This window comes from Clostridium sp. K04 (assembly GCF_019734375.1).
GTDB classification, from domain to species: Bacteria; Bacillota; Clostridia; order Clostridiales; family Clostridiaceae; genus Clostridium; species Clostridium saudiense.
The window spans coordinates 12,194-35,460 of record NZ_JAASHD010000015.1 but is presented as its reverse complement, the minus strand read 5'-3'; the positions used below and the strand labels follow the sequence as shown (position 1 = coordinate 35,460).

22 protein-coding genes are annotated in these 23,267 nt (G+C 27.9%); 20 read left to right on the top strand and 2 right to left on the bottom strand.

Annotated features, from left to right (window positions below; genetic code table 11):
• Positions 1–44 precede the first annotated feature (44 nt).
• From HCG70_RS07985 to HCG70_RS07950, 8 genes are all read left to right on the top strand, one after another.
• Positions 45–974 (top strand): ABC transporter substrate-binding protein, encoded by a 930-nt coding sequence (locus HCG70_RS07985; RefSeq protein ID WP_055292136.1) that lies wholly within the window; start codon positions 45–47, stop codon positions 972–974.
• Entirely contained in the window at positions 955–1,986 is a 1,032-nt protein-coding gene (locus tag HCG70_RS07980) for an iron ABC transporter permease (protein WP_042394888.1), read from the top strand. Before HCG70_RS07985 ends, HCG70_RS07980 begins: the two co-directional genes overlap by 20 nt.
• 12 nt (positions 1,987–1,998) lie before the next feature.
• The gene (locus HCG70_RS07975) at positions 1,999–2,754 is read left to right on the top strand and encodes an ABC transporter ATP-binding protein (RefSeq protein ID WP_042394887.1); all 756 of its coding nucleotides are present in this window, start codon (positions 1,999–2,001) and stop codon (positions 2,752–2,754) included.
• Between the two features lie 3 nt (positions 2,755–2,757).
• A complete protein-coding gene (locus HCG70_RS07970) occupies positions 2,758–3,420 on the top strand; it encodes a diphthine--ammonia ligase (RefSeq protein WP_042394884.1) in 663 nt (220 codons plus the stop codon).
• Positions 3,413–4,888, top strand: coding sequence for a cobyric acid synthase (locus HCG70_RS07965; RefSeq protein WP_042394882.1), 1,476 nt, complete (start codon positions 3,413–3,415; stop codon positions 4,886–4,888). Before HCG70_RS07970 ends, HCG70_RS07965 begins: the two co-directional genes overlap by 8 nt.
• Positions 4,889–5,291: 403 nt before the next feature.
• Positions 5,292–6,674: an ABC transporter substrate-binding protein gene (locus tag HCG70_RS07960; RefSeq protein WP_055292138.1), complete on the top strand. Its 1,383-nt coding sequence runs from the start codon at positions 5,292–5,294 to the stop codon at positions 6,672–6,674.
• Positions 6,675–6,763: 89 nt separating this feature from the next.
• Complete coding sequence (locus HCG70_RS07955) at positions 6,764–7,606, top strand: carbohydrate ABC transporter permease (protein WP_042394879.1); 843 nt, start codon at positions 6,764–6,766, stop codon at positions 7,604–7,606.
• Complete coding sequence (locus HCG70_RS07950) at positions 7,606–8,481, top strand: carbohydrate ABC transporter permease (protein WP_042394878.1); 876 nt, start codon at positions 7,606–7,608, stop codon at positions 8,479–8,481. The genes HCG70_RS07955 and HCG70_RS07950 overlap by 1 nt, the downstream gene beginning before the upstream one ends.
• Positions 8,482–8,529: 48 nt before the next feature.
• Here HCG70_RS07950 and HCG70_RS07945 read toward each other — a convergent pair whose 3' ends face one another.
• The gene (locus HCG70_RS07945; RefSeq protein ID WP_042394876.1) at positions 8,530–9,906 is read right to left on the bottom strand and encodes a GntP family permease; all 1,377 of its coding nucleotides are present in this window, start codon (positions 9,904–9,906) and stop codon (positions 8,530–8,532) included.
• Positions 9,907–10,129: 223 nt separating this feature from the next.
• Between HCG70_RS07945 and HCG70_RS07940 the strand changes: the two genes are divergently transcribed.
• From HCG70_RS07940 to HCG70_RS07930, 3 genes are all read left to right on the top strand, one after another.
• Positions 10,130–10,267: a hypothetical protein gene (locus tag HCG70_RS07940; protein WP_172676168.1), complete on the top strand. Its 138-nt coding sequence runs from the start codon at positions 10,130–10,132 to the stop codon at positions 10,265–10,267.
• Between the two features lie 208 nt (positions 10,268–10,475).
• On the top strand, positions 10,476–10,874 hold the full coding sequence (locus HCG70_RS07935) for a GntR family transcriptional regulator (RefSeq protein WP_042394874.1): 399 nt from the start codon (positions 10,476–10,478) through the stop codon (positions 10,872–10,874).
• A 2-nt stretch (positions 10,875–10,876) separates the two neighbouring features.
• On the top strand, positions 10,877–12,268 hold the full coding sequence (locus HCG70_RS07930) for a PH domain-containing protein (RefSeq protein WP_042394870.1): 1,392 nt from the start codon (positions 10,877–10,879) through the stop codon (positions 12,266–12,268).
• 193 nt (positions 12,269–12,461) lie between these two features.
• Here HCG70_RS07930 and uvsE read toward each other — a convergent pair whose 3' ends face one another.
• Entirely contained in the window at positions 12,462–13,424 is a 963-nt protein-coding gene (gene uvsE / locus HCG70_RS07925) for a UV DNA damage repair endonuclease UvsE (protein ID WP_042394867.1), read from the bottom strand.
• A gap of 259 nt (positions 13,425–13,683) precedes the next feature.
• Here uvsE and HCG70_RS07920 point away from each other — a divergent pair, with 259 nt between their 5' ends.
• From HCG70_RS07920 to HCG70_RS07880, 9 genes are all read left to right on the top strand, one after another.
• On the top strand, positions 13,684–14,250 hold the full coding sequence (locus HCG70_RS07920) for a zinc dependent phospholipase C family protein (RefSeq protein WP_042394864.1): 567 nt from the start codon (positions 13,684–13,686) through the stop codon (positions 14,248–14,250).
• Positions 14,251–14,395: 145 nt separating this feature from the next.
• Positions 14,396–16,351, top strand: a complete 1,956-nt coding sequence (locus tag HCG70_RS07915) for a translation factor GTPase family protein (protein WP_221697671.1) — start codon at positions 14,396–14,398, stop codon at positions 16,349–16,351.
• A 13-nt stretch (positions 16,352–16,364) separates the two neighbouring features.
• Positions 16,365–17,195 carry an NAD(+) diphosphatase gene (gene nudC, locus HCG70_RS07910; protein WP_221697670.1) on the top strand — a complete coding sequence of 277 codons (831 nt, stop codon included), beginning with the start codon at positions 16,365–16,367 and terminating at the stop codon, positions 17,193–17,195.
• Positions 17,196–17,334: 139 nt separating this feature from the next.
• Positions 17,335–17,514, top strand: coding sequence for a bacterioferritin-associated ferredoxin (locus HCG70_RS07905; RefSeq protein ID WP_042394858.1), 180 nt, complete (start codon positions 17,335–17,337; stop codon positions 17,512–17,514).
• Positions 17,515–17,532: 18 nt separating this feature from the next.
• Positions 17,533–18,096: a hypothetical protein gene (locus HCG70_RS07900; RefSeq protein WP_221697669.1), complete on the top strand. Its 564-nt coding sequence runs from the start codon at positions 17,533–17,535 to the stop codon at positions 18,094–18,096.
• Positions 18,097–18,269: 173 nt separating this feature from the next.
• Positions 18,270–19,136: an SDR family oxidoreductase gene (locus tag HCG70_RS07895; protein WP_042394852.1), complete on the top strand. Its 867-nt coding sequence runs from the start codon at positions 18,270–18,272 to the stop codon at positions 19,134–19,136.
• Positions 19,137–19,407: 271 nt separating this feature from the next.
• Entirely contained in the window at positions 19,408–21,495 is a 2,088-nt protein-coding gene (locus tag HCG70_RS07890; protein WP_055277156.1) for a molybdopterin oxidoreductase family protein, read from the top strand.
• A gap of 13 nt (positions 21,496–21,508) precedes the next feature.
• Complete coding sequence (locus tag HCG70_RS07885) at positions 21,509–21,916, top strand: 4Fe-4S dicluster domain-containing protein (RefSeq protein ID WP_042394846.1); 408 nt, start codon at positions 21,509–21,511, stop codon at positions 21,914–21,916.
• Positions 21,916–23,142 carry an NAD(P)/FAD-dependent oxidoreductase gene (locus tag HCG70_RS07880; RefSeq protein WP_055277158.1) on the top strand — a complete coding sequence of 409 codons (1,227 nt, stop codon included), beginning with the start codon at positions 21,916–21,918 and terminating at the stop codon, positions 23,140–23,142. The genes HCG70_RS07885 and HCG70_RS07880 overlap by 1 nt, the downstream gene beginning before the upstream one ends.
• Positions 23,143–23,267 lie beyond the last annotated feature (125 nt).

The following is a 23,267-nucleotide window of genomic DNA, read 5'->3' as shown; positions in this document are numbered from 1 at the left end:
ACTAAATTACACCACTCTAAAGTATACATTTAGGAGGAATAGTAATGCAAAAAATGAGAAAGGTTTTATCATTAGCTTTTACATTTATAATGGCTATGATGATATTTGTAGGATGTTCAAGTAAGCCTACAACGATGACAGATAGAGAAGGAAATGAATTTAATGTTCCTAGTGAAATTAATAGTATTATTTCTACAGCACCATCTAATACAGAAGTATTAGTAGAATTAGGTTTAGCAGATAAATTAGTAGCTGTAGATAAATACTCAGCTGATGTTGAAGGAGTAAGTGAAGATTTACCTAAAATAGATTTTAGAAATCCAGATGCGGAAACAATAATTTCTTTAAATCCTGATATAGTTATAGCATCAGGTCATAATAAATCTGGAGATGAAGATCCATTTGCTTTAATAAAAGAGGCTGGTATTACAGTTGTATATATTCCAAGTAGTTATAGTATTGATGGAATATATGGTGATATAGAGTTTATTGCAAGTTTAACAGGTACTGAAAAAAAAGGTGAAGAAATAATTAATTCTATGAAAGAAGAAGTTGCTAAGATAAAGGCAATTGGAGATACTATAGCAGATAAAAAGAAAGTTTATTTTGAAATTGGGGCTGGAGCAGGGCTTTATACATTTGGAAATGATACATTCTTAAATGAGCTTATAGAAACAGTAGGAGCTACTAATATTTTTGGAGAAGAAAATTCATGGATAACAGTAACACCAGAAGCTGTTATAGATGCTAATCCTGATGTTATTTTAGCAAATACTCCAGGAACTAATGAAGCAGGTTTAACTGCTGTGGAAGATATAAAAAGCAGAGAAGGCTGGGACACAATAACTGCTGTACAAAATGGAGATGTATATCAAATAGATAAAAACTCATCTTCAAGAGCATCACAAAATGTTATAAAAGCTTTAAAGGAAATAGCAAAAGCTATTTATCCAGATGAGTATAAAGACCTATAAAAATAAAATATTATTAATTTTATCAATTCCGTTGGTATTATTAGCTATATGTATTGGAACTTCCTTAGGAAGTTCCAATATTAGCATATTGGATACTTTTTCTATATTAGCTAATAAGTTTTTTAGTGTCCCATTGCTTGATGGAATTGAACCTAAGCAAGTATCTATAATATGGAATTTAAGGTTACCAAGAGTATTACTTGCATTTATGGTTGGTGGTTCTCTTGCTGCTAGTGGCGCAATAGTACAATCAGTTTTGAAAAATCAATTAGCTTCACCATATACTTTAGGATTATCATCTGGTGCTTCATTAGGTGTAGGTATTATTATAGTAACAGGAATATCAATTCCGTTTTTGGGAAGATTAACTATGCCAGTAGTAGGATTTGCTTGCAGTTTAATTACTATGATAATAGTATTAAAGTTTTCAGAAAAAGTAGATAGAGGAATGTCTAATACAACAATAATACTTGCAGGTATGGTGTTATCACTATTTTTTAGTGCTACATTAACTACTATTTCAGCTTTAGCATCAGATAAGATGGAAAGTATAACAATGTGGTCTATGGGATCATTTTCTATGAGAGGATGGAGTTATGTTAAAGCAGGTATACCTTTTTTTATTATAGGAATTTTAGGTGTATCTTTTTATTTTAAAGAAATGGATGTATTAACATTTGGAGAAGAAGCAGCAAAAACTATAGGAGTAGATACAAATAAAGTTAAAAGAAGGTTATTTTTATTTGTTGCAATACTTACAGGTAGCGCAGTTGCACTTAGTGGAACTATAGGGTTTATAGATTTAATTGCACCACATGTTGTTAGAAAAATATTTGGTTCAAAGCATGCTTATGTTATACCAATGTCTGTTGTTTTTGGTGGATGTATGATGATAATGACGGATTTAGTATCAAGAACTATTGTAGCTCCATCAGAATTACCAGTTGGTGCAATAACAGCATTAATTGGCGGACCATTTTTTGCTTATATATATTTTAAAAAGTCAAAGTAGGTGGGTATTTTAATGCTAGAAGTTAATAAAGTTAGATGTGGATATGACAATAAAGAAATTGTTAAAGGGGTAAGCTTTAGCGTTGAGAGAGGTAAAAATCTTTGCATAGTTGGTCCTAATGGCTGTGGGAAAAGTACACTTTTAAAATCAATAGCAAATTTATTAGAGTATAAAGGAAATATAACATTAGACTCTAAAGAAATAAGCCAATTAAATAGAAAAGATTTAGCAAAAAATGTTGCATTAATGTCACAAGCTAGTAATATATATTTTCCATATACAGTTTATGAAACAGTAGCTTTAGGAAGATATGCTCATTTAAAAGGAGTATTTTCAAAGATAAATAAAAAAGATGAAGAAATAATTCTTAAAAGTATTGAAAATGTAGGGTTAATTGATATTAAAGATAAACTTATAAGTCAATTATCAGGAGGACAACTGCAAAGAGTATATTTAGCTAGGGCTTTTGCACAAGATCCAGATATAATTTTATTAGATGAACCTACTAATCATTTAGATTTAAAATGTCAAATAGAAATATTAGATTATTTAAATAAATGGACGAAGGAAAATAATAAAATTATTGTTGCTGTATTACATGATTTAAATCTAGTTCAAGCTTTTGGAGAAAAGGTAGTAATGATGAATGATGGAAAAATTATAGGGTCAGGAAATCCAAAAGATGTATTAACTGAAGAAAGACTACAAGAAGTTTATGGAATTGATGTAAAAGGCTTTATGCTCGAGGTTTTAGAAAAATGGAGGTAGTATATGAAAAATTTTGTAATGTCATATAGTTGTGGAAAAGATAGCACTTTAGCATTGTATAGAATGATAAAGGCTAGCAATACTCCAGCAGCTTTACTTATAACAGTAAATAAGGGTGAAAATAGGTCATGGTTTCATGGAGTTCCTAGAGAGTTAATAGTTGATATTTCTAAATCACTAAATATACCATTAATATTAGTAGAAACAAGTGGTGATGATTACGAAATTAAATTTACTGAAAAATTATTGAAAGCTAAAGAAAATTTTAAAATAGATTCTTGTGTTTTTGGTGATATAGATTTAGAACCACATAGAGAATGGTGTACATCAAGGTGTAATGAAGCTGGAATAGAGGCAATTTTCCCTTTATGGCAAGAAAATAGAGAAGAACTAGTATACGAGTTTATAGATAGTGGATTTAAAACAGTTATAAAGAATGTAAAGCTTGAGTGTATGGGAGAAGATTTCCTAGGGAAAGTTTTAACAAAAGAAGTAGTTGAAGAAATAAAGAAAACAGGTTCAGATGCTTGTGGAGAAAATGGAGAATACCATACTTTTGTATATGATGGACCAATATTTAAGTATCCAATAAAATTTAAAAGCTTAAATATTATAAAAAATGAAACACATGGTTTTTTAGATGTAAAGGAAAGTGAAAATGAATAAGATAATGGTTTTAGGAACAGCATCTGGAGTAGGTAAAAGTACCGTAGCAACAGCTTTATGTAGATATTACAGAAATAAAGGGTTTAAAGTAGCTCCATTTAAAGCATTAAATATATCATTAAATTCATATGTAACTGAAGATGGATTAGAAATGGGAAGGGCACAGGTTGTTCAAGCAGAGGCTTGTGAATTAAAGCCTATGGCATATATGAATCCTGTTTTATTAAAGCCAAGTGGAAATAATAAAACACAAGTAATTGTAAATGGTAAAGTTCATTCAATGATGAATTCTTATAAATATAAAGAATTAAATAAGGAATTAAAAAAAGTAGTTAAAGAGACTTTTGATAAATTTTCAAAAGACTATGAGGTTATGATATTAGAGGGATCAGGAAGTTGTGCCGAAATAAATTTAAGAGAAACTGATATAGCAAATATGTCTATGGCAAAATCTGCTGATGCAGATGTAATTTTAGTAGCTGATATTGATAGAGGGGGAGTATTTGCTTCTGTAGTTGGAACTTTAATGTTACTTGAAGAAAATGAGAGAAAAAGAGTAAAGGGTGTTATTATCAATAAATTTAGAGGTAATGTCGATTACTTTAAAGATGCAATGACACAGTTAGAAGAAATAATTAATATACCTGTATTAGGAGTATTACCTTATTTTAAATTAGATATTGAAGATGAAGATAGTGTTACTGAAAGAATAAAAAATAATAAAATAGAAGATTTAGATATAGCAATTATAAGATTACCTCATATGTCTAATTTTACTGATTTTAATAGTTTAGAAATATTAGATGGTGTTAGTGTTAGATATGTAGAAAATATAAGCGATATTAGTGAACCAGATTTAGTAATTATTCCAGGAACTAAAAATACAATAAATGATTTAAGAGTAATTAAGAAAAATGGACTTTTCAATAAAATTATTGAGCTTAAGAATAAAGGAACGATGATATTAGGAATTTGTGGAGGGTATCAAATGTTAGGAGATAACATAATGGATACACAAGGAGTAGAGGGTGAAATAACAACAGAAGAAGGTTTTGGATTTTTAAGCATTGATACTATCTTTAATAATGAAAAAATAACTCAACAAACAAAGGGATATATAAAAAATTCTTGTGATGTATTAAGTAAATGTGTTGGAATAAATGTATATGGTTATGAAATACATAATGGTATAACAAAGGTTAAAGATAAAGGACAAGTATTCATTGAAAATGAACATGGACATATACAAGGTTCATTTAAAGATAATGTTTTAGGAACGTATTTACATGGGATTTTCGATGAGGGAGATTTTCTTAATACATTTATAAATTCATTAAGAATAAATAAAGGAATTAATATTTTAGATAAAGAACTAATTGATTATAAACAATATAAATTAAATCAATATGATGAATTAGCAAAACTTTTTGAGGAAAATATAAATTTAAATAGAATATTCAATATGTAATAAATAAAGAGTAATTTAAAATTTCAAATTACTCTTTATTTATGGAAGTTTAATAAAGAAAATATCTATGTAAATATTAATATAGACTTAAAATAAATATGAAATAGTTAAAATTTAAAACTTTATTTACTAATAGTTTAAATTATTTGAATAAAAAGGTGTAGATTAATAAAAAAGGAAAAATACATTGATTTAAACAATAATTTACAGTAAAATAAAATTATAAGATGATTTGAATTAATATAAAATAAATGGATTTTTTTAATGCAAAAAGGAAACGGTTCCAGCAACTATTCTAAGTTAAATTTAGGAAGAAATATTTTTTTAAAATGTTATATAAAGATTTACAATATATCTGTAAGTCATTTATATATAAAGTATATTTAAGGGGAGAGGGAAGTTTATGAAGATTAAAAAATTATTAGCTATTGCTGTTGCAACAACATTAGTTGCAGGTGCATTTGTAGGATGTGGAAGTAAGGGGGAAAGTACTGGTGATGCTACAAGTGATTCTAAATCATCAGGAGAGGAAATTTATTTTTTAAATTTCAAACCGGAAATTGCAGATGTATATAAAAAGATAGCTGAAGAGTATGAAGCAGAAACTGGAGTAAAGGTAAAAGTTGAAACTGCAGCTAGTGGTACTTATGAACAAACGTTAAAATCTGAAATTGCAAAGAAAGATGCTCCAACAATATTCCAAATTAATGGACCAGTTGGATATCAATCTTGGAAAGACTATTGTTTAGATCTAAAAGATACAGAACTATATAGTCATTTACTTGATAAAACTTTAGCAGTAACAGATGGTGATGGCGTTTATGGTATTCCTTATGCTGTTGAGGGATATGGAATTATTTATAATGATGAAATAATGCAAAAATATTTTGCTTTATCAAATAAGGCAACTGATGTTACATCTATAGATGACATTAATAATTTTGATAAATTGAAGGCTGTTGTAGAAGATATGGAAGCTAATAAAGATGAATTAGGAATTCAAGGGGTGTTTGCATCTACTTCAATGGCATCAGGTAATGCGTGGAGATGGGAAACTCACTTAGCTGATTTACCACTATATTATGAATTTAAAGACGATGCTGGGGAAAATGGAGATGTTCTTCAAACAGGATTAGATGCCAAGGAAATTGATTTTAAGTATAATGAGAACTTTAAAAATATATATGACTTGTATACTAATAACTCAGTTTCAGAGAAGGGGGTATTAGGTAATAAGAGTGTTGATGATGCTATGGCTGAATTTGCATTAGGTGATTGTGCTATGGTTCAAAATGGTAATTGGGCTTGGTCACAAATCAGCGATATCGATGGTAATACAGTTAAAGAGGAAAATATTAAGTTTATGCCTATATATACTGGTATTGATGGAGAAGAAAATCAAGGTCTTTGTATTGGTACTGAAAACTATTTAGCAATAAATAGTCAAGTTTCAGAAGAAAAGCAACAAGCATCAATTGATTTTATAAATTGGTTATTTACAAGTGATACTGGAAAAGCTTATGTTTCAGGAGATTTAGGCTTTATAGCTCCATTTGATACATTTGATGATGACGAAAAGTCAGCAGATCCATTATCTAAGGAAGTTTTAAATTGGATGAGTAAAGATAATGTAAATACTGTTCCTTGGATATTCCAAGCATTCCCAAGTCAAAACTTTAAAGATACATTTGCTGGTGCTTTACTAGAATATGTACAAGGTACTCAAGATTGGGATTATGTAGTTACTACAGTTAAGGATTCTTGGAAGGCTGAAAAGGCTCAATAATTTTTAAATAAGGCAGCATATAATATGTGCTGCCTTTATTAAAGAATAGTATTAATATTTAAGCATAAAAATTTAAGGGGGATGAGACTATGCAAAAAGGGTTAAAGAAGTATTTTTGGTTATTTGCATTACCTACATTAGTAGCTTTTGGTATAGCTTTTTTGGTCCCATTTATAATGGGGATTTACTTATCATTTACCAAATTTACTACTGTTACTAATGCAACTTTTATAGGATTAGATAACTATAAAAAAGTATTTTCTACACCAGAATTTATGAATGCATTAATTTTTACAACTAAATTTGTTGTTGTGTCAGTTATAACTGTAAATGTATGTGCTTTTGCACTTGCATATCTTTTAACTAGAAAATTAAAAGGAACTAACATATTTAGAACTGTTTTCTTTATGCCGAATCTTATAGGTGGTATAGTTTTAGGTTATATATGGTTAATTATTATTAATGGAATATTAAATTATTTTGGTGTAAATTTAACTATGGATCCTAAGTATGGATTTTGGGGATTAGTTATCTTACTAAATTGGCAACAAATAGGATATATGATGATAATATATATTGCAGGTATACAAAACATACCGGGTGAACTTATGGAAAGTGCTAAAATTGATGGTGCTTCTAAATGGATGACATTAAGAAAGATAACTATACCGCTAGTTATGCCATCAATTACCATTTGCCTTTTCTTAACAATGTCAAATGCATTTAAATTGTTTGATCAAAACTTAGCGTTAACTGATGGTGCACCAGGTAATAAAACGGCAATGCTTGCATTAGATATTTATAAGACATTCTATGGAAGAGTAGGATGGGAAGGTGTTGGTCAAGCTAAAGCTGTAATCTTCTTCTTAATTGTAGCAGTAATAATGTTACTTCAATTAAGTATAACTAGAAAGAAGGAGGTTGAAAATTAATGGAAGCTAAATTGAAAAATGATACAGAACTTAATTTAAAGTATGAACCTAAGAAAAAGAATAATGTACTTTTATATTTAATATTGATTATATTATCTATTGTATTTTTAGCACCTATTTTTATAGTTTTATATAATTCATTTAAGGGTAAATTATATATTAGTAGATCTCCATTTGCTTTACCAAACTCAACTAGTTTTTCAGGACTTGCTAACTATGTTAATGGTATAGATAAGACTGGCTTTATTTCAGCCTTTGGATATTCTTTATTTATAACTGTTGGATCAACAGCTGTAATTATATTATTTACATCAATGACTGCTTGGTATATTACAAGAGTAAAATCAAAATTTACAAGTTGTTTATATTATTTATTTGTATTATCTATGATAGTTCCTTTCCAAATGGTTATGTTTCCAATGAGTAAAGTTGCAAACATGTTAAGCTTAGATAATCCTCTTGGGATAATAATAATATATTTGGGATTTGGATCAGGGTTATCTGTCTTTATGTTTAGTGGGTTTGTTAAATCAATTCCAATAGATATAGAAGAAGCCGCAATGATTGATGGATGTTCACCGGTAAAAACATTCTTTTTAATTGTTTTACCGTTATTAAAGCCTATTGCAATAACAATAGCTATATTAAATGTAATGTGGATATGGAATGACTACTTATTGCCATATTTATTGTTAGGAACAGAATATAAGACTATTCCAATTGCAGTACAATATCTACGTGGAGGATATGGCGCAGTTGATATGGGAGCGATGATGGCTATATTAGTTCTAGCAATTATACCAATTGTAATTTTCTATTTAACATGTCAAAAACATATAATTGAAGGTATAGCAGCAGGAGCTGTTAAGGGATAAAAATATATGTATAATATAAAACCTCAAGATTATTCTTGAGGTTTTATATTATACAAAGCTTAAAGATACTAATATAACAATTATTATAGTTGTTAATATTGGAATGATAACTGAAGTAACAAATATATCTTTATAACTCTGCTTATGTGTCAAACCACAAATTGCAAGGGTGGTTATAACAGCACCATTATGTGGTAGAGTATCTAAACCGCCAGAGGATAACGCAGCAATTCTGTGTAGTATTTCCGGGGAAATTGATAAAGTTTGACTCATCTCTATAAATGTTGGTGCAAGAGCAGATAAACTTATACCTAATCCACCTGAAGCAGAAGCTGTAAGACCACAAATAACATTAACAGATATTGCTTCAGAAATAATTGGGTTAGAAGAAATATTCATTATGCTAGTTTGAATATTTGTGAAAATTGGCAATGCTTTAATTATGCTACCATATCCAACTATTGCACTTGAGTTAAGTAGAGGTAGAAAGGAATTCTTTACCCCTTCATTAAGAGATGCATTTAAATTTTTAAATTTCTTAAAATTAAGTAAAATTATATATATGATTGCTAAAACAATTGAAATTATTACACTCCATGTACCAGATACCTTATCTAAAGTAACACCATATTTATCTAAATAACTTCCATCAGTATTAGGAAAATAAAATTTAGATAATGTGAAATTAGTTATAAATATAATTAATATGGGCATTATTGACAAAATAATATTAGGTAAATTTTCATTTGAATCAATTTTATGAGTATCTTTATAATTTCCATATCCTTCACCATTGATCTTTGCTTTTTTAGCTCTTCTTGTAAGCCATAGCATACCAAAAGTAAACATTATTATACTTGCTATGATTCCAAGAATTGGTGCAGCAAAAGTATCTGTTCCAAAATAACTCATAGGAATTACATTTTGAATTTCAGGAGAACCAGGCAGAGCAGTCATTGTAAAGGTGAATGCTCCTAGTGCAATAGTTCCAGGTATAAGTCTTTTAGGAATATCAGCTTCTTTAAATAAAATATTTGCAAGCGGATATAAAATAAATGCAACAACAAAAAGTGATACTCCTCCGTAAGTTAAAAAGGCGCCAGATAAAACTATTGCAAGTATTGCTTTATCCTTGCCTAATTTATTTGTTATAAATGAGGCAATAGATCTACCATATCCAGCTTCATCCATTAACTTTGCAAAAATTGCACCTGTTAAAAATAGTGGAAAATAGCTTTTTACAAATCCAGCAAATCCACTCATATAAACTTCAGTATAATTAACCATTAAATGACCATTAAGACCAATAGAAATTAAAATAGTTAATAACCCTATAATAGGTGCAGTTATTATTGTTGAATATCCCTTATATGCTAAATACATAATTAGAGATAATGAAATTATTAAACTAATTAAGCTTATCATTTGTTTTCTCCTTACTTTTTTACTAATTTTATTATATGTACTAATTAAGAAAAGTATTATATAATGAATATCAATAGATAATAATTATTATATAATAAAAATATAATTAGTAAATAAATATTTTTATAAAGGAAACTTACTACTTACATTCGTTTGTAGAAGTAAGTTCAATTATCTAAATTAAAATTTATAATTTTACTTATAATGGAAAGGAATAAAAGAAATGAATAAAAAAGAATTAAAAGAAAAAAAGCAAATTGAAATAGAAGCACCTAAAAAAATAAAATATCAATGTTTACATACTGAAGAAGCGCGAGAATGTACATGTATCAGAAGTAAGGGCTTAGTATTAAAAAAATAATTTTAAAAGCAACATTAATTATTTTTATAACTTAATTAATGTTGCTTTTTTTTATTTAGAAGCTAAGAATATGTTATATATGGGGGTGCCCATTGTTAGAGTAAGTGTTATAACAGCTAGTCATCAGATAAATTTTTAAATTTAATATTGTTTATTTGTATAGTTTGTATTATAATTAATAATACAAACTATACAAAGGGGATAAATTATGATTATTAAATTAGATATGACTAGCAATATTCCTATTTATGTACAATTAAGAAATGAAATTGTAATGGGAATTGGAAGAGGAGAATTAAAAAAGGGGGAAGGTTTGCCAACAGTTAGACAAATGGCAGAAGATATAGGGGTTAATAATATGACTGTTAATAAGGCATATACAATACTAAAAAACGAAGGATATATAGAAATAGATAGACGTCATGGAGCTAAGGTTAGTCCATCATTAGATACAAGCAAAGAATTTAAGGAAAAATTAGAAGGTGAACTAGAGCTTATAATTGCTGAATCTGGTATAAAGGGAATTGAATATAAAGAATTCATGAAAATGTGTGAAGATATTTATAAAAATATGAATGGCTTAAATATAGCATGGAATGAGGGGTAAATATGGGGGTTTTTAATATTATTTGGGGGAGTATACCTGTAGTTGTTTTGTTATCAATGTATTTTAATTGTAGATATATGATTAAGGGAGATAAAAATATTTTAATTGGAGTAACTATTCCATTTTTAGAACTTAAAAATGAAAAAGTATTAGACATAGTAAAAGAGTTTAAGAAAGAAAATATAAAAGGTTTTATTATTGCAGCTATTTTATTTATTCCATCTTTTTTCTTTAAATTAAATTCAAATCAAATATTATACTTTTTTTTATGGTTAATTGGAGTATATATTTTTACTAGAAGTTTATTTATTAAATATAATAAAAGGTTAATGGATTTAAAACGAGAAAATAATTGGTTATTACCAAGCAAAAGATTAGTAACTATAGATACTGAAGTTACTCGTTTAAAAGATAAAATGCCAGTATCTGTTCTTTGGTTTATTCCAAGTTTTATAATCTCATTATTTCCAATAATAATTGTATTTAATAATATAAAAGAGTATGGAGTTTCACTTGGAATTGCAGCAAGTAATGCATTAATAGGTAATATAATTTTCTTAGTTATGTATAAGGTATATTCTAAGGGGAAAACGGAAGTTATAAGTGAAGATACAAATGCTAATATAGCATATAATACAGTATTTAAAAGAACATGGACAATGGGAACTATAATAGCGGCTACAATCCAAAGTATTGGTATGTCATTTATGTTTTCACTTTTCTTAAATAATAATAATAGTAAAATATTATTTATTTTATCTGTAATAATACCTTCAAGTATTATTCTTTTTGGCATATTTTATATAAATAATAAAATAAAAGAAGAACAAGGAAAAATATTAAATACTTGTACAAATCCTATTTATACTGATAATGATGAGTTTTGGAGCAAAGGTGTATATAACAATCCTAATGATAGAAGTGTAACTGTTGAAGATAGGGCAGGCTATGGAATAACTTATAATTTAGGAACTAAAAAGGGAAGAAGAATTTATTATGGTAGTTTAATATTCGCTGGAATACTTGTAATAGGGATAACAGGAAGCTTGATAAGAATTGATCATTCTAGTTTTACTTTAAATATTAAGAATAATTTTGTAAAAATAAATGCTCCAACTTATGGAACTGAGTTTAATATTGATGATATTGAAGAAATAACAATGCTAGATAGGCTACCTTCAGGAATAAGAACTAATGGGGTTGGTGCTTCAACATATAATCTTGGTAATTTTAGTATAGATGGTTATGGAAAGTGTAAATTATATCTTTACTTTGAAAATCCAAATTGTATTAGCATTAAGTTAAAAGATGGTAGATATATTTTCTTTAATAGTAAGAGTAATGATGAAACATTAAGATATTATGCTGAATTACAAAAATTATTAGAAAAATAGAGGAGAGCTTTTATATAATATATAAGAAAATAATATAAAGTTTGTCCTAAAAATAAAAAATAGTAGCTAATCCATTAAATTGGATGCTACTATTTTTTGAATGCTATATGTCGAATAAACTAAAGTTGTATGGTGTAAAATATATTGCAGTATGTTTTACATCATTTTTTATTATGTACTATTTTTCACATATTTATACAATAAAAGTGCTTTCATCGACCCATTTATATTCAGGTTTCAATTCTTTTATATCACTTGCAAGTTTAAAGAGAGCTAAATCTTTTTCTTTACATTCTAGCATAATATCAATATCAGTATTAAATAATTTTATATTTTCTAAGAAGTTTATAAAATCATGTGGATTAATAAAATCAGAATGTTTTCTATCGTTCTCCCCATTTTTAGGAGAGGAAAAGTGAAGTTTAGGGGGAAGCTTTTCATTTTTCCAAGTATCAAATATTTTAGGAATTAAGTCATATATATTATCATTAGCATTATTACAATTATGATGATGAACATCTAAAACCATGGGTAAATTTAATTCATTACATAAATTTAATGTTTCGCGTGCTGTATATGTTTTATCATCATTTTCAATAATTATTTTTGATTTGACTTCTTTAGGAAAAGTATTGAAATTAGTAATAAATCTTTCTAATCCCGCTTCTTTGCCATTTGTAGCTCCACCAACATGGATTACCATTTTACCTAAATCATATTTAAAATCATCAAACCATTCAGCTTGTCTCAATAGATTTATTTTTGTGTTTTCAACTACTTTAGGATTAATACTATTTATTACATTAAATTCATCAGGATGTGTATCGACCCTCATATTAGATTCATTTATAAGCTTTCCTACATATTCAAAATCCTGCTTTAAAAATTCTCTATGCCCCCAATATCCAACTTCAGGATGAGTTACTAATGGGATTAGTGCTGATGTAATCCTATAAAAGTGAATGTTGTTTTCAATATTATATTTTATTATTTTTTCTAAATCATGTAAGTTTGATGCAGCAACAGTTTGTAATTTTTCTAATTTTTTTGATGGAAGAACAATTTTATTATAATTTGAAAATGTTACTGTGCTAGAAGAAGTTACCTTTTTTCCTAATTTCTTTGAAATTGCAACGTATCCTAATCTAATTTTCATAATTAGCCTCCAATAATTAAGGTAATTAATAATTCTTATTTATTATGTGCAAAATAAAATAGTCATATGTTAAGAAATTAATCATAAATATTTAAATGTAATATTTATTTTCATAGCTAATATTGGTTGTAATTTATAAAATATTACACAGCAGCCAGAATAAATACAAAAAATTTACAATCACAATTTAGATTTATGATGTATAATAATATTATCGGGATTATATATAATATTAATTCCTGATAGGGGGAGAACTCTTATGTTAATAAACACACATTTAGCCATTGGCTCATATTGTTATAAAATTTGTAATGAAAAATATAATTTAAATTTAGATAAAAAGAGATTCTTACTTGGATGTATAGAACCAGACCTACACAAAAGAAAAAATAAGATTAAACACACATATAGTGTTTCAAAAGATAAGATGCTTGAATATAAAAAATACATTGAAAACAATGATCTTGATATTAATGAAGTATCTTTTATTGTAGGTAAAATTGCTCACTATATAGCAGATTGCTTTTGTAAATATCATTTAGAAGAGTATTACGGAAAGGATATGAAGGATCATTTCGTATATGAATTATTATTGCACAGAACATTAAAAAAGGCATTAAAAGAAAAGGATGAAATTTTTAATGAAATATTAAATAATATTAATGAATCAAGAGATTATTTAGAGGAATTAAGAATTAATAGAAAAGAATATCTTGATTTAGAAGAAGATTGTTTAAATGATGTTTATTTTACAATTAAAACAACTTGTCAGTTACTATATTTAACACAAAAATATTTTATAAAGATAGCAGAATCATATATTTAATAAGGCGAATTATGCACATTAAAGGTAAATAATATTACTTTTAATGTGCATTTTTTATAATTAAAACATTTTAAAAATGGCAAAAAATTCTTAAGGTGATATAATTAAAAATATAAATTTTCACATAATTAGCAAAGGAGATTATATGAAGAAAACAATAGGAGTACTAGCTCATGTAGATGCTGGAAAAACTACATTTTCTGAGCAAGTTCTTTATCATACAAAAAGTATAAAAACAAGAGGAAGAGTAGACCATAAAAATTCCTTTTTGGATAGTCATGACATAGAGAAAAAAAGAGGGATTACAGTATTTTCAGATCAAGCAGTATTCGATATAAATGACTCAACATATTATTTAATAGATACCCCAGGGCATATAGATTTTTCTTGTGAAATGGAAAGAGCTATAAGAATAATGGATTATGCAATTGTCATAGTAAGTGCAGTTGAAGGGGTACAAGGACATACGGAAACAGTTTGGAATTTACTAAGAAAGTATAAGGTTCCTACATTTTTCTTTATTAATAAATTAGATAGAACGGGTGCAGATTTAAAAAGAGTATTACAAGAAATTAATAATAATCTTTCTAAGGATGTTTGTTTTATAACGGATTTAGAAGAAATGAATGAGGAAGTAATAGAATTCATAGCTGAAAAAGATGAACTTCTTTTAGAAAAATATTTAAATGATGAATATGAAAATAATTTATGGGGAAATAAATTAAGGGATTTAATAAGAGAAAATAAAATATATCCATGTTTTAGTGGTTCTGCACTTCAAGATGAAGGTATAAGAGAATTTTTAAATGTATTAGAAGAATTGACATCTACTAATTATGATTCAAGTTGTGAATTCTCAGGGATAGTAAATAAAATACGATATGATAGTAATGGAACGAGAATTACATTTATTAAAGCATTAAGTGGTAAACTAAAAGTAAGAGATGAAATAGAAATTTCTAAAGCAGATACAAATATAAAAGAAAAGATAAGTAGTATTAGAATTTATAATGGAAATAAATTTATTACTGTAGATGAAGTTGAAGCAGGTGATGTTTTTGCAGTAACTGGTTTATCAACAGTAAATGCTGGAGATGGAATAGGTATTTTAAATAATAAAGTAAATTTTAATATGATTCCAACTTTAATGTCTAGCGTTATATATGATGAATCATATAATGAAAAAGAAGTCTTAAAGTATTTTAAGATATTAGAAGCTGAAGACCCTGCATTAAATGTGTTATGGAATGAAACGCATAAAGAAATTCAAGTTCATATTATGGGTAAGATTCAATTAGAGGTTTTAAAAGAAATTGTATATGAAAGATTTAATTTAAAAGTAGACTTTGGGCCTTGTGAAATAATGTATAAGGAAACTATAACAAATGAAGTAAGAGGTTATGGGCATTTTGAACCATTAAAGCATTATGCAGAAGTTCATTTAAAACTTGAGGCTCAGGCTAGGGGAACAGGAATTGTGTTTGAAAATAAGTGTCATGCTGATGACTTAACAACAGGACAGCAAAATTTAATTAAAACTCATATTTTTGAAAGAAATCATCACGGACTATTAACAGGTTCTGATATTACGGATATTAAAGTTACACTTTTAACAGGAAGAGCTCATAACAAACATACAGAAGGAGGAGATTTTAGAGAGGCAACATATAGGGCATTAAGGCAAGGTTTAGAAAAAGCTCATAATATATTATTAGAGCCATTTTATAGATTTACAATAGATGTAGAATTAGATTATATGGGAAGAGTTTTATCAGATATACAAAAGCTAAGTGGTAAATTTAATACTCCTGAAACTAATTTAAATAAGGTTAGAATAATGGGAAGAGGACCCGTATCAACATTTATGGATTATAGCATGGAGCTTATTGCATTTACAAAAGGAAAAGGTAATATAAGTTTAATGTTTGATGGATATGATATATGTCATAATACTGATGAAATTGTGGAAAAAATAGGATATAATAAAAATGCAGATATAGAGTATTCTTCAAACTCAGTATTTTGCTCTAAAGGACAAGGATTTATTGTACCTTGGAATGAAGCTGAGAAATATATGCATTGTGAAATATTAGAAGAATAAGATTGGAGGAATTATGATTAATACTGATGACTATATGAAATTTGTATCAGATCCTTTATTTCTAGAGGAAAATAAAGAGGGGGATTTATGGTTTTTATTTCAAGATAAAATGCTCTTAGTTAAAGAGGATATGGGAAAGATTAATATTCCGACATTTAAGGATGTAAAGCAATTAATAGATGGATTAGAAATAAAATATCACCTTGGAAAGCTAAAAGATAAACATTGCTTTTGTGGTGAAATTAATTCTGCGGTGAAAGTATCTGGAGAGTTAAAGTTTATTACATTAAGAGAAAGTGCTGCAATTATTGATAAAGAAAGTGTATCAGTATCAGGAAAGGCTGCTCAGATAATTCATTTCCATAAGACGAATAAATATTGCGGAATATGTGGTGGAAAAAATGAGTTTGCTAATAATGAATTTGCAATGAAGTGTAAAGAGTGTGGATATACATGTTATCCTAAGGTTTGTCCTGCAATTATAGTAGGAATTACCAAGGGGGATAAAATATTATTAGCAAATAATAAAAACTTTCCTGAAGGATTACATAGTACTATTGCAGGGTTTGTAGATGTAAATGAAACATTAGAAGATTGTGTAAGACGTGAAATATTAGAAGAGGTTAATATAAAAGTAAAAAATATTAAATATTTTGATAGTCAACCTTGGCCATATCCAAATTCTATAATGATTGGATTTACAGCTGAATATGAAAGTGGAGAAATCAAAGTTGATGGAGAGGAAATACTTCATGCTGATTGGTATAGTAAAGATAACCTTCCTATATTACCTGATAAAACAACAATAGCAAGAAGAATAATTGATTCAATAATATGTAAGTAATCAATTATTAATAAATTAATTTTTTTCATAAGTAAATTAGTTTAAATTAATAAGTTAGAATAATAGATTTCATGTATGTTAAAACTATAAATATACATACAACTATAGATATAAATAGTAATATTATGGAGGAATATATATGGATAAAACTAAAAAAATTTGTTATTGTTTTAATGTTTCTGTTGAAGATATCGAAAGAGCAATAGAAAATGGAGCTGATACTTTTGAAAAAGTTCAAAGTGTAACTAACTGTGGAAAGGGATGTGGTTCTTGCTTAGCTGAAGCTAAAGCTGTTGTTGATGAATTATTAAAAAAATAAACAGTTTAGGGAGGAATTATGAGTAGGTTGGAATCTTTTATTAAAAATTTGTGTGGTAAATTTAATAACCAGGCACAAATAAAAAAAGAAGAAAGTGAAGGTGAAATCATACATCCTAAGGCTAAACATATAAATGCGGTATGTAATCAAAAAATTAAAAATTTACCCCAAAATTTTAAGGGGTATTTTGTAATAGAAGAAAGCTATTATGAAACTGAAAAAGGTAAAAAAATATTACCGCATTTATTTTTATTTACATTAGATAAAGAAAATAATGTTGTATTAACTTCCTATGAATTACCGAAAGGAATATCTAAAGAAGAATTTAGAAATGACAATGGTTCTTTAATTATGGATTATAGTACTTTAGTTAAGTCTGAAAAGTTCAATCCTATGATTTATAAAGAGGAAAATGGATCTTTTTATGGAGAAAGTATAAGTGATTTTGGAAATGGTACTATTTTTACATTAAAAGAAAGAACAGAACATGGAAAGTTGTATGTAAGTGAAATTTTTGAGAAAAATGGAAAAGTAATATTTGGATTTAAGGATCCTATAATCTATGATAAAGTATTTGGTTAATATAGAGATAAAATTGAATGGAATTGCTAATGCAATTCCATTTTTTATAAAGTGAAATTTATTTAATAAAAAATAAACTATTAATTAACAGATAAGATTTTTATAAAAAAGAATTATAAATCATAAAGTAACTAATAATAAATTATGACAAGGATTTTTTAAGGAGTGATTATATGAACTTTCCAACAAGTTTTCCAGCACAACATCAAAATATTCATCCAGGTTTTGAAAGTGAAATGAATCCAGTACCTATATACTATGATGAAAAGTATATAAAAAGTGGAGATTTACTAAAAGATAAAGTTGCAATAATAACTGGTGGAGATAGTGGAATAGGTAGAGCAGTAGCTATTGCTTATGCATATCAAGGAGCTGATATTGTTATAGTTTATTACAATGAAAAAAAAGATGCTGAAGATACTAAAAAATTAATAGAAGCTACAGGAAGAAAGTGTAGTATTTATTCAGGAGATATTTCAGACGTTACTTTTTGTAGTTCAGTAATAGAGAATGTAATTAAAGAACATGGAAAAATAGATATATTAGTAAATAATGCAGCAGTTCAATATGAATGTAAAGATTTTAAACAAATTTCAGATTCTCAATTTGATAAAACTATGAAAACTAATATTTATGGAACTTTTTATATGTCAAGAGAAGCGTTAAAACATATGAAATCAGGTTCATGCATTATAAATACAGCATCAGTTACAGCTTTTGCAGGAAATGAAAAACTTATAGATTATTCAATGACTAAAGGTGCTATTGTAACATTAACAAGATCTTTATCAACATCATTAGCAAAAAATAAAAGTGGTATAAGGGTAAATGCAGTAGCTCCAGGACCTATATGGACACCACTTATTCCATCAAGCTTTGAAAAGGGAGAAATTCCACAGTTTGGATCAAATACTCCTATGGGTAGAGCAGGTCAACCTGTTGAATGTGCTGGTGCATATGTATTTTTAGCATCTGAAGCAGCTTCATATATTACAGGTCAAACTATTCACATAAATGGAGGCGAAATAGTAAATAGTTAAATTTAAATTAACATTATGATGAATATTTTACTAGTAAAATTGAATTAGTGTAAAAGTTTAAATAAGCTATTAGGTTATTTATAAAAAAATCTAATGGCTTATTTTTACTTTTATTAAATAAAAAAGAGATTTTAGCAATAATATTGTTAAATAAATGACAAATAATTTGTGATTATAATCACAGTTGCATATAACCTTTAGTGATAAAATGAATCTGAAATAATACTGAATATAGAGTTTATTAAAATCACGAATTGGAGATGGGAGTAATATGAAGAAGATTCAATCAACATGTAATTTATGTGCATTAGCATGTAATGTAGATTTTTATGTAGAAAATGGTAAGATAGCTAAGGTTTCTCCTACTGTTGATTACCCTGTAAATAAAGGTTTTTGTTGTATAAAAGGATTAAACTTAGATAAGCAACAAACAAAAATTAAAGCAAGAAAAAGCCCACTTTTAAGAGATGAAAATGGAGAAATGAAAGAAATTTCATGGGAAGAAGGCTTTAAAACATTTGCTAAAAAAATGACAAGCATTCAAGAAAAATACGGTAAAGAAAGTGTTGCCTTCATTAGTACAGGACAAATGCCAACAGAAGATATGGCTTTATTAGGACATGTAGGAAGAAACTACATGGGCATTAATGGTGATGGTAATACAAGATTATGTATGGCTACATCAGTAGTTGCTCATAAACAAAGTTTTGGATTTGATGCTCCACCATATACATTAAATGATGCAGAACTTTCAGATACAATAATTTTAATTGGAGCAAATCCAGTTATAGCTCATCCAGTATTCTGGGGAAGAATTAGAGAAAATAAAGAAGCTAAAATAATAACAATAGATCCAAGAAAATCAGAAACTGCTATGAATTCTGATATATGGATAGATATTAAACCAAAGGCTGACTTAGTATTAATGTATACTTTAGCTAATGTTTTAATAGAAAAAGGATATATTGATGTTAACTACATAGAAAATCATACAGAAGGATATGAAGATTTCAAGAATCATGTAGCTAAATTCACTTTAGATAAAGTTGAAGCTGAAACAGGAATAAGTGCGGAAAGAGTTTTAGAATTAGCTGAAATTATTCATGCAGGAGAAAGAGTTTCATTCTGGTGGACAATGGGAGTTAATCAAGGTTACCAAGCAGTTAGAACAGCTCAATCTATAATTAATTTAGCATTAATAACAGGAAACATGGGTAGACCAGGTACAGGTGCAAACTCTTTAACTGGACAATGTAATGCTATGGGTTCAAGAGCATTTAGTAATACAGCAGGACTTTATGGTGGTGGAGATTTCGATAATCCAGTACGTAGAAAAGCAGTTGCTGAAGCTTTAGGTGTAGATGAAAGTGTACTTGCTACAAAACCAACAATTCCTTACAATGCAATAATTGAAAAAGCAATTGCAGGAGAAATTAAGGGGTTATGGGTAATTTGTACAAACCCAAGACATTCATGGGCAAATAATGAAGAATTTGAAAAGTGCGTTAAAAATCTAGATTTCTTCGTAGTTCAAGATATATATGAAGATACTGATAGTGCTAAACTTTGTGATTTATACTTACCTTCTGTTCCAGCAATCAAAAAAGAAGGGGTATTAATAAATACTGAAAGAAGATTATCAAAGGTTAATCCTGTAATTGAAAAAGAAGAAGGAGAATTATCAGATTTCGAAATCTTCTATAACATTGGTAAGGAACTTGGAATGGGAGATTTATTAAAAGGATGGGAAACTCCAAGAAGTGCTTTTGAATTATTAAAGAAATGTTCTAAGGGAATGCCTTGTGATATTACAGGTGTAACTTATGAAATGTTAGAAGGACCAAATATGGAAGGTTCAAGAGGAGTTCAATGGCCATTTAGAGCTGGAGAAACTTTAGTGGAAGATGAAAGAAGATTATATGAAGATGGTAATTACTATACTCCATCAAAGAAAGCTAAATTCCACTTTGAAGATATAGCAGAAAACCCAACACAAACAAGTGCAGAATTTCCATATATATTTAACTCAGGAAGAGGAACAGTAGGGCAATGGCATACTCAAGTTAGATCAAGAGAAATTGCTGAGTCAGAAAGAATTTACTCTAAGGAATCATATGCATTTATGCATCCAGAGTTAGCAAAAGAATTAAATATAGAAGAAAATGAAAGAGTTTCAATAGCTTCTCAAAATGGAGTAACTAAAGACTTTACTATAAAGATATCTGATCATGTAAAGAAGGATCATTTATATGCACCAATTCATTATATTGAAACAAATGCACTTACTCCTTCAGTTTATGATCCATATTCAAAGGAACCATCATTTAAAACAGTTGCAGTAAATATCATTAAAAAATAGAGGGTGACTAAAGATGAAAAGAATTAAGATAGATAGAGATAAATGTGTTGGCTGTTTAACTTGTACAACAGCATGTATTGTAGCTCACGAGTCAGAGGATACAAGAAGTAGAATAACAATAGATAGTAAAGGTAAATATGCTCCAATATTCTGTAGACATTGTGATAGACCAGAATGTGTTTATACTTGTATGACAGGTGCTATGAGTAAGAATAAAGAAACTGGATTAGTAGAATATAATAAAGATCACTGTGCTAGTTGTTACATGTGTATAATGGCATGTCCTTATGGAGTATTAAAAGCTGATAGCAGAATGCATAAAGAAATAATGAAATGTGATGCATGTAAGGAACATGGAACAGCACAATGTGTAGCTAAATGTCCTATGGGAGCAATTACTTTAGAGGAGGTAACTGAATAATGAGATATGTAGTTATAGGAGCCTCTGCAGCAGGTATAAGTGGAGCTAAAACTTTAAGAGAATTAGATAAAAATGCTGAAATAGTATTAATATCTAAAGATGAAAATGTATATTCAAGATGCATACTTCATCATTACATTTCAAGTCATAGAGATGTAGATGCCTTAAACTTTACAGGTAAAGAGTTTTTTGAAGAAAACAATATTACTTGGATGAAAGGTTTAGAAGTTAAAGCATTAAATGATAAAGAACAAACTTTAGAGCTATCAAATGGTGAGACTTTAAGTTATGATAAATTATTAGTCTGTAGTGGAGCATCTGCATTTATACCTCCAGTACCAGGACTTAGAGAAGGTAATAATGTAGTTGGGCTAAGAAACTTAGATGATGCTATATTAATAAAAGAACAAGCTAAAAAAGTTAAGAATGTAGTAGTTTTAGGTGCTGGTCTTGTTGGAATAGATGCAGTTAGTGGATTACTTGGACAAGGATTAAATATATCTTTAGTTGAAATGAGTAATAAGATACTTCCATTACAATTAGACAAGCATGCTTCAGATGTATATGAAAAGAAATTCATTGAAGAAGGTGTTTCTTTAAAGTTAGATGTTAAAGCAGAAAAGTTACTTTTAGATGAAAATAACAATCCAAAAGCTTTAGTATTAAATACTGGTGAAGAAGTTCCATGTGAATTAGTAATAGTTGCTACAGGGGTTAGATCTAATGTTGCATTTATGGAAAATAGTAATGTTGAATGTGATAGATTTGGATTAATAATTGATGCAAAAGGGCAAACTAATATAGAAAATATATATGGAGCTGGAGATGTAACGGGAAGAAATCCAATATGGCCAACAGCTGTTAAAGAAGGTATAATAGCAGCACATAATATGTTAGGAAAAGAAATGGTAATGACTGATTTCTTTGGAAGCAAAAACACAATGAACTTTGTAGGTATAGCTACAATGTCTCTTGGTATGGTAGAACCAGCTGATGAAACTTATATAGTTGAAACTAAAGTTGAAGATAATAACTATAAAAAGATAATCCATAAAGATGGAAAAATCTATGGTGCAATAATTCAAGGAGACCTTTCTTATGCTGGAGTTTTAACTCAGCTTATTAAGGAAAATATAGATGTATCAAAAGTTACAAAGAGTTTATTTGATATAGATTATGCTGATTTCTTTAACATAGAAAAAAACTTTGAGTTTAGTTATAAGTAAGAGCCCAAATTTTAATTTGGTTGCTCGAACTTACTCCTCCGAACGCATGTGAGGAGTGAGTTTCATTTATAAGAGCCCAAATTTTAATTTGGTAATTTGGCAAGTTAATATATAATAAAAAGAGT